The sequence below is a fragment of the Mesorhizobium sp. M7A.F.Ca.MR.362.00.0.0 genome (assembly GCF_004023175.1).
Taxonomy (GTDB): domain Bacteria; phylum Pseudomonadota; class Alphaproteobacteria; order Rhizobiales; family Rhizobiaceae; genus Mesorhizobium.
This window is the reverse complement of sequence record NZ_RZTF01000179.1, coordinates 1-7621: the sequence shown is the minus strand read 5'-3', so window position 1 is coordinate 7621 and position 7621 is coordinate 1. Positions and strand designations below refer to the sequence as shown.

6 protein-coding genes and 2 pseudogenes are annotated in these 7621 nt (G+C 62.3%); 1 reads left to right on the top strand and 7 read right to left on the bottom strand.

All coding sequences use genetic code 11. The features are described 5' to 3' along the window. From sucA to EOC06_RS20855, 7 genes and pseudogenes are all read right to left on the bottom strand, one after another. A pseudogene (sucA, locus tag EOC06_RS43020) lies at positions 1-1097 on the bottom strand (2-oxoglutarate dehydrogenase E1 component); the annotation flags it as partial. A 127-nt stretch (positions 1098-1224) separates the two neighbouring features. Further along, complete coding sequence (gene sucD, locus EOC06_RS20880) at positions 1225-2127, bottom strand: succinate--CoA ligase subunit alpha (protein ID WP_127330169.1); 903 nt, start codon at positions 2125-2127, stop codon at positions 1225-1227. A gap of 41 nt (positions 2128-2168) precedes the next feature. Next, positions 2169-2540, bottom strand: coding sequence for a cupin domain-containing protein (locus EOC06_RS20875; protein ID WP_127267774.1), 372 nt, complete (start codon positions 2538-2540; stop codon positions 2169-2171). 4 nt (positions 2541-2544) lie between these two features. Further along, positions 2545-3738 (bottom strand): ADP-forming succinate--CoA ligase subunit beta, encoded by a 1194-nt coding sequence (gene sucC, locus EOC06_RS20870; protein ID WP_024504973.1) that lies wholly within the window; start codon positions 3736-3738, stop codon positions 2545-2547. Between the two features lie 43 nt (positions 3739-3781). Further along, the gene (mdh, locus tag EOC06_RS20865; protein ID WP_128308677.1) at positions 3782-4750 is read right to left on the bottom strand and encodes a malate dehydrogenase; all 969 of its coding nucleotides are present in this window, start codon (positions 4748-4750) and stop codon (positions 3782-3784) included. Positions 4751-5144: 394 nt separating this feature from the next. After that, positions 5145-6344: a cell division protein ZapE gene (zapE, locus tag EOC06_RS20860; RefSeq protein WP_128308676.1), complete on the bottom strand. Its 1200-nt coding sequence runs from the start codon at positions 6342-6344 to the stop codon at positions 5145-5147. Positions 6345-6397: 53 nt separating this feature from the next. Beyond that, positions 6398-6942, bottom strand: a pseudogene (locus tag EOC06_RS20855) (AprI/Inh family metalloprotease inhibitor). 262 nt (positions 6943-7204) lie between these two features. Here EOC06_RS20855 and EOC06_RS20850 point away from each other — a divergent pair. Then, on the top strand, positions 7205-7621 hold a 417-nt coding region (locus tag EOC06_RS20850; RefSeq protein WP_206631221.1), incomplete at its 3' end, for an MBL fold metallo-hydrolase.

Here is a 7621-nt window from a genome sequence, read left to right as displayed (position 1 = left end):
ACCGGATCGACGATTTCCAGATGCGAGGGATTGGCGGTCAGGGACAGATGCACCTTGTTGCCGTCGAATTCGCGGTCCGACGAAGCGCCCAGATGGTACTTGACGTCGCCCGAACCCTCGACCTCGTCAGGTGCGGCCGAGCCGCCCTTGAACTCATGGAAGATGGCGCGGTGCGGCTTGGCCATCACCTGGGAAAGCACGTTGAGCCTTCCGCGATGCGCCATGCCGAGCACGATTTCCTTCATGCCGAGCTGGCCGCCGCGCTTGACGATCTGCTCCAGCGCCGGGATCAGCGCTTCACTGCCATCGAGGCCGAAGCGCTTGGTGCCCTTGTACTTGACGTCGATGAACTGCTCAAAACCTTCGGCCTCGACCAGCTTCTGCAGGATCGCCTTCTTGCCGGTGGCGGTGAAGGTGATCTCCTTGTCGGCACCTTCGATGCGGGCCTGGATCCAGGCCTTTTCCTCGGGGTCGGAAATATGCATGAACTCGACGCCGAGCGTCGAGCAATAGGTGCGCGTCAGGATTTCCAGCATCTGCCGGATGGTGCCGAATTCGAGCCCGAGCACATTGTCGAGGAAGATCGGCCGGTCATAGTCGGCAGCGGTGAAGCCGTAATTTTCCGGCGACAGCTCGTTGTAGTCCTCGAGCGGCTTGGCGATGCCGAGCGGGTCGAGATTGGCATGCAGATGGCCGCGCATGCGGTAGGCGCGGATCATCATGATGGCGCGCACCGAATCGCGCGTCGCCTGATGCACGTCGGCGTCGGACAGGACGACGCCGTTGGTGACCGCCTTGTCCTTGACTTTCTTTTCGATCGTCTTCTCGACGATACCCCAATTGCCGTCGAGCGCCGACACCAGTTCGCCATTGGCCTGCAGCGGCCAGGAGGGCTTGGCCCAGGAGGCGCCCTTGGCATTCCTGCGCACATCGCCGGCATCGTCCTTCAGCCCGGCAAAGAACTCCTGCCATTCGGCATTGACCGAGGCTGGATCGTCTTCATAGGCGGCATAGAGCGCATCGATGTAATCGGCGTTGCCGCCGTAAAGGAAAGAGGTGAGCGAAAATTGGTCGTTGGCCTGATCTTGTCTTGCCATTTTTGTCCGCGGAGCCCGGCTCCGTCTCCTGTTTTTGGAGGGAGTAGGGGAGTAAGGGAATAGGGGAGTAGCGCTTTTTGCCGCTGCTATTTTCCCTACTGCCCTACTCCCTTACTCCCCTATTCCCTTACCCTTTGATCGCCTCGACCAAGGTCGTGCCCAGCCTTGCCGGCGAAGGCGATACCCTGATCCCGGCGGATTCCATTGCCGCGATCTTGTCTTCGGCGCCGCCTTTGCCGCCGGAGATGACCGCGCCGGCGTGGCCCATGGTGCGGCCGGCCGGCGCCGTGCGCCCGGCGATGAAGCCGGCCATCGGCTTCTTGCGGCCACGCTTGGCTTCGTCCTTGAGGAACTGCGCGGCGTCTTCCTCGGCCGAACCGCCGATCTCGCCGATCATGATGATCGACTTGGTCTCCTCGTCGGCGAGGAACATCTCGAGCACGTCGATGAACTCGGTACCCTTGACGGGGTCGCCGCCGATACCGACGGCGGTAGTCTGGCCGAGTCCGACATTGGTGGTCTGAAACACTGCCTCATAGGTAAGCGTTCCCGACCGCGAAACAACGCCGACCGAGCCCTTGCGGAAGATGTTTCCGGGCATGATGCCGATCTTGCATTCGTTGGGCGTGAGCACGCCCGGGCAGTTCGGCCCGATCAGGCGCGAGGTCGAGCGGTCGAGCCTGGCCTTGACCCTGATCATGTCCATCACCGGGATGCCTTCGGTGATGCAGATGATCAGCGGGATCTCGGCCTCGATCGCTTCGAGGATGGCTTCGGCGGCACCCGCCGGCGGCACATAGACGACCGAAGCGTTGGCACCGGTCTTTTCCTTGCCCTCGGCGACCGTGGCGAAGATCGGCAGGTTTTCACCCTTTGAGCCGGTCCACGTCTCGCCACCCTTCTTGGGGTGGATGCCGCCGACCATTTTCGTGCCGTGATAAGCCAGCGCCTGTTCGGTGTGGAACGTGCCGGTCTTGCCGGTCAGGCCCTGCACCAGCACCTTGGTGTTCTTGTCGACGAGAATGGACATGGGAGCCCTTTTCTAAAAACTGTTGATCGAGGAAAACATGGTCAGAGCCGCTTCAGGTCAGCGACCGTGAGGTCGCTCTTGGCATTGCCGGTGTTGAGCGTCGTCGCCGGCTCGAACATCAGCACGACCGGTTCCGCGGTGAGCGAACGCGGCCGGTGCTCGACACCGCGCGGCACGACGATGAAGTCGCCCTCGCCGAGTTCGACCGGACCGTCGCGGAAATCGATGGCGATACGCCCGCGCAGCACGAGGAAGGCTTCGTCCTCATTGTCATGCGCGTGCCAATCGAAGACCTCGCCGAACTTGGCGACCTTCGCCTGGCTGTCGTTGACGTCGCCGGCGATATGCGGATCGAAGACCTTCTTGATCTTTTGATCCGCCGCCTCGACCAAGTTTATCTTGCGCGGAGGCATCCGCTCAACCCTTCACCGCCGCCACGATCTTCTTGGCAGCATCATCGAGATCATCGGCCGACACCACGTTGAGACCGCTGTCGTTGATGATCTTCTTGCCGAGCTCGGCATTGGTGCCCTCCAGACGCACCACCAGCGGCACTTCCAGTCCGACTTCCTTGACCGCGGCAATGACGCCCTCGGCAATGATGTCGCACTTCATGATGCCGCCGAAGATGTTGATCAGGATACCCTTGACCGCCGGATCCCGGGTGATGATCTTGAACGCCGCCGTGACTTTTTCCTTGGATGCGCCGCCACCGACATCGAGGAAGTTGGCGGGCTCGGCACCATAGAGCTTGATGATGTCCATCGTCGCCATGGCGAGGCCGGCGCCGTTGACCATGCAGCCGATATTGCCGTCGAGCGCGACATAGGCGAGGTCGTATTTCGACGCCTCGATCTCCTTCTCGTCCTCTTCGGTGGTGTCGCGCAGTTCGAGCACGTCAGGGTGGCGGAACAGCGCGTTGTTGTCGAACGACACTTTCGCGTCGAGCACGCGCAGCCGGCCGTTCTTCATGACGATCAGCGGGTTGACCTCGAGCAGGCTCATGTCCTTTTCGACGAAGGCTTTGTAGAGGATCGGGAACAGCGTATCGCCGTCCTTGGCAGCATCGCCGTCGAGCTTCAGCGCACCGTTGAGCGCCTTCAGGTCGGCCGATGTGACGCCTTTTTCCGGATCGATGGCGACAGTGATGATCTTCTCCGGCGTGTCATGCGCGACCGCTTCGATGTCCATGCCGCCCTCGGTCGAGACGACGAAGGCGATGCGGCCGACCGAACGGTCGACCAGGATCGACAGATAGAGCTCGCGTTCGATGTCAGCGCCGTCCTCGATATAGAGGCGGTTGACCTGCTTGCCGGCCGGGCCGGTCTGCTTGGTCACCAGTGTGTTGCCCAGCATCTCGTTGGCGTTGGCGACGACGTCGGCCACCGATTTCGCCAGCCGCACGCCGCCCTTGGCGTCCGGGCCGAGTTCGGTGAATTTGCCCTTGCCGCGGCCGCCGGCATGGATCTGGCTCTTCACCACATAGAGCGGGCCCGGCAGCGCCTTGGCGGCGGCTTCCGCTTCGCTCGCCTTGAACACCGGCACGCCTTCGGCCACCGGCGCGCCAAAGCTCTTCAGCAGCGCCTTGCCCTGATACTCATGGATGTTCATCTGGATGGTCTCCGGATCGACTGGGGGTTCACTTGCTGGAGATTCATTTGGAGGCGAGTTGCGGCGCGATCTTGACGCAGGCCTCGGTCAGACCCTGCACCGTCGCCACCGAGGAGTCGAACATCTTCTGCTCGCTCTTGTTGAGCTCGATCTCGATGATACGCTCGACGCCGCCGGCGCCGATCACCACGGGAACGCCGACATAGGTGTTCTTGACGCCATACTGGCCGGAGAGATACGCCGCGCAGGGCAGCACGCGCTTCTTGTCCTTGAGATAGGCTTCGGCCATCGAGATCGCCGAAGCGGCCGGCGCGTAATAGGCCGAACCGGTCTTGAGCAGGCCGACGATCTCGGCGCCGCCGTCGCGGGTGCGCTGCACGATCTGGTCGAGCTTTTCCTTCGAGGTCCAGCCCATCTTGATGAGATCGGGCAGCGGAATGCCCGATACCGTCGAATAGCGGATCATCGGCACCATGGAATCGCCGTGGCCGCCGAGCACGAACGCGGTGACGTCCTCGACCGAGACCTTGAATTCCTCCGCCAGGAAATAGCGGAAGCGCGCGCTGTCGAGCACGCCGGCCATGCCGACGACATGGCTGTTGGGCAGTCCTGAGAACCTCTGCAGCGCCCAGACCATGGCGTCGAGCGGGTTTGTGATGCAGATGACGAAGGCCTTCGGCGCATACTTCTTCAGCCCGGCGCCGACCTGTTCCATGACCTTGAGGTTGATGCCCAAAAGGTCGTCGCGGCTCATGCCGGGCTTGCGCGGCACGCCGGCGGTGACGATGCAGACATCGGCGCCCTCGATGCCGGCATAGTCGTTGATGCCGGTGAGCCTGGAGTCGAAGCCATCGACCGGCGACGACTGCGCGATATCGAGCCCCTTGCCCTGCGGGATACCTTCGGCAATATCGAACAGCACCACGTCGCCGAGGTCCTTGAGGCCGATCATGTGAGCGAGCGTGCCGCCGATCATGCCAGAGCCGATAAGCGCTATCTTGTTGCGTGCCATGTGAGGATGTTTTCCCTTTGTCGGTGACGACGTCTCAAATCTCTGGTGACTTGATGGCGGCGTCGAAGAAGAGGCCGGAATGCTGCGGGGAACCGCGAATTTTCGCCGCACCCAATAGCCCCGGCACGGAAAAAATTCAAACGATTATTTTGGTGTCAGTATTTTCAATCGGTTAGATGATTTGGGATTTACGTAAACGTCAAAGTTTGTAAGCCGACTTCGGAAGAAATAACCGATGAAGATGGAAATCGTAAGGCCGAATGCGGGCGATGACACCCTTGTGATGCGGGTAGCCGAGGAGGTTCGAGTTGTAGACGTCGGCGGGACAGCGCCCCCCTCTGTCCTGCCGAGGGAGGGGACACGAAGGATCGCTACCGACGGATTCTCTGGAAATTCAGGCCTGCGCCTGCTGTGCCTCTGGCGCCGGCTTTCCCTTGTGCCGCGCCGCCCAATCCTCCAGCCAGTCGCGGCTTTGCATCTCGATCAGCCGCGATGCGGTGCGCTCGAACTCGAAGACTTCGACGCCGCGCTTGGCTGCATAAAGCGCTTGCGGCGGCGCATCGGCGCTCACCACCATCCGCACATGATGGTCGTAGAGCGTGTCGATCAGAAGGATGAAGCGCTTGGCCTCGTTGCGCTTGCCTTCGCCGAGCACCGGGACGTGGTCGATGAAAATGGTTGAGAAGCGCCCGGCGATCGCCAGGAAATCGCGCGCGCCAAGCGGCTTCTCGCAGAGATCGGAGAAGGAGAACCGCGCCGCATCGCCCGCCGCACGCGGCACGATCACCTGCCGTCCTTTGAGGGCAATCGATGTCTCGGCGGTCGGCGCGCCCCGCGTCATGGCTTGCCAGGCCTCGTCGAGTAGCTGGTCCGCGGCCGCATCGGCCGGCGTGACATAGACCGGTGTCCGGGCGAGCTTTTCCAGCCGGTAGTCTTTGTCGGCATCGAGCGCCAGTACCTGTGTGTGCCGCTCCAGTATGCCGATAAAGGGCAGGAAAAGCTGGCGGTTCAGCCCGTCGCTGTAGAGGTTTTCCGGCGCCACATTCGAGGTGGCGACCAGCACCACGCCGCTGGCAAACAGCGCCGAAAACAACCTGGACAGGATCATCGCGTCGGCAATGTCGGTGACCGAGAACTCGTCGAAGCACAGCACCCAGGCTTGCTCGGCAAGGGCCTTGGCCACCGGCGGGATCGGATCGTCTTCCCTGACGTCGCCATTCTTGCGCGCCTGCCGGTGCTTCTGGATACGGTCCTGCACGTCGGCCATGAAGTCGTTGAAGTGGACGCGGCGCTTGCGCCGCACCGGCAGCAAGTCGAAGAACATGTCCATCAGCATGGTCTTGCCGCGACCGACGCCGCCATGGATGTAGAGGCCTTTGACGGCCTCATGGGTCTCGCGCTTGCGGGCGAACAGCCAGCCCAGCGCGCTCGACTTATGCGCCAGCCGCTTGGCCGAAATCTCATCGGTCAGCCGGTCGAGTGCCGCAACGATCCGTTCCTGCGCCGGATCGCGGTCGATCGTACCGGTTTCCACCAGATGGTCGTAGCGCTGCCTGACGGTCGCATGGGTCTGGAGGCCGTCACGCAGATGCATCGGTCACGTCGTTCTGGAGCGATTCCGGGAACCGGAATTGCGTAAAACAAAAACTATCTCGTAAGCGAAATAGGCTGGCCGTTGGAAGTCTGGCCGTCGAATTTCGAGCCGCCCGAGGAATAGAGCCGCGCCAGCGCACCGCCGCTCTCGTCATAGAGCGTCAGCTGTTTGCCGGCGACGTTCCACGACTTGATGCCGTCCATCGGCGCCGGGCAATGCAGCGGCCCGGCGCGGAAGCCGGCGCCGAATTTGGTCTGCGGTGTCGCCACCTTGCAGCTCTGGCCCGCAACGCTGGCGTTCCAGACACCGGCCACGCTGGCGGCGGTCACGTCCGAAGCGCCGGCCGGCGCCGAGCCGTCCGAAGGCAGCGCGGCGACCTGGGTGTTCGCCGGAGCGGTCGGGAATTGCGAAGGGTCGGTGGTGCCGGGTGATGCCGGCGGCGGCAGTTGGTTCGCCGTCACCTTGCCTTGCCGGCGGGCGCGGCCTCCAGCGGTGCCGGCTGCTGGTCATCCATCGAGGAAAAACGTGAGGTCGAACAGCCACTCGCAACGAGCGCCGCCAGCGATACGGCCACCAGACCGGTTTTCGAAAAAGTCATTCCAACCTCCGTCGGATCCGGCTGGGGGGAAGCCGTCCGCACAATCTCACCCCCACCAAGATGGAGAAGGTGGCGAAATTTCAACCCGATATGGTTAAAATACAGTTTGCAGCAAGAATTGTTGCAAATTTATCGCAATCGCGACGGCTGACCGTTTGTCGCGCGTCGCTTGGGAATTCCGGTCAACACTTCGTCGGTGGACGCTTGCGCGAACCGCCTCAGCGCCTATGTCTGGAAAACGAAACCCTGCTGGAGCCGCAAATTGGCCGCGAGAAAGACTGCCGCCAATCGCTATTACAGCGGCCCGCCCAGCGACCATTTCGACGGCGCATTGTTCTTCAATCCCGACGGCCAGCCACCCGGCCGTTTCGCCGACCTGCTGAAATGGCAGTTGAATGGCCAGCGCTCGAAATGGCCGGCGAGCGATGCAAGCCCCTTTCCGCAGGCAAAGCCGGCGACAAGGGTCGAGGGCGCCGCGCTGGAAGTGACGATGGTTGGTCATTCCACCTTGCTGGTCCAGACGGCCGGTCTGAACATCCTCACCGATCCGGTGTGGTCGCTGCGCGCATCGCCGCTTTCCTTCGCCGGACCAAAACGCATCAATGCGCCAGGCATCGCCTTTGCCGACCTGCCGCCGATCGATTTCGTGCTGGTCAGCCACAACCACTATGACCATCTC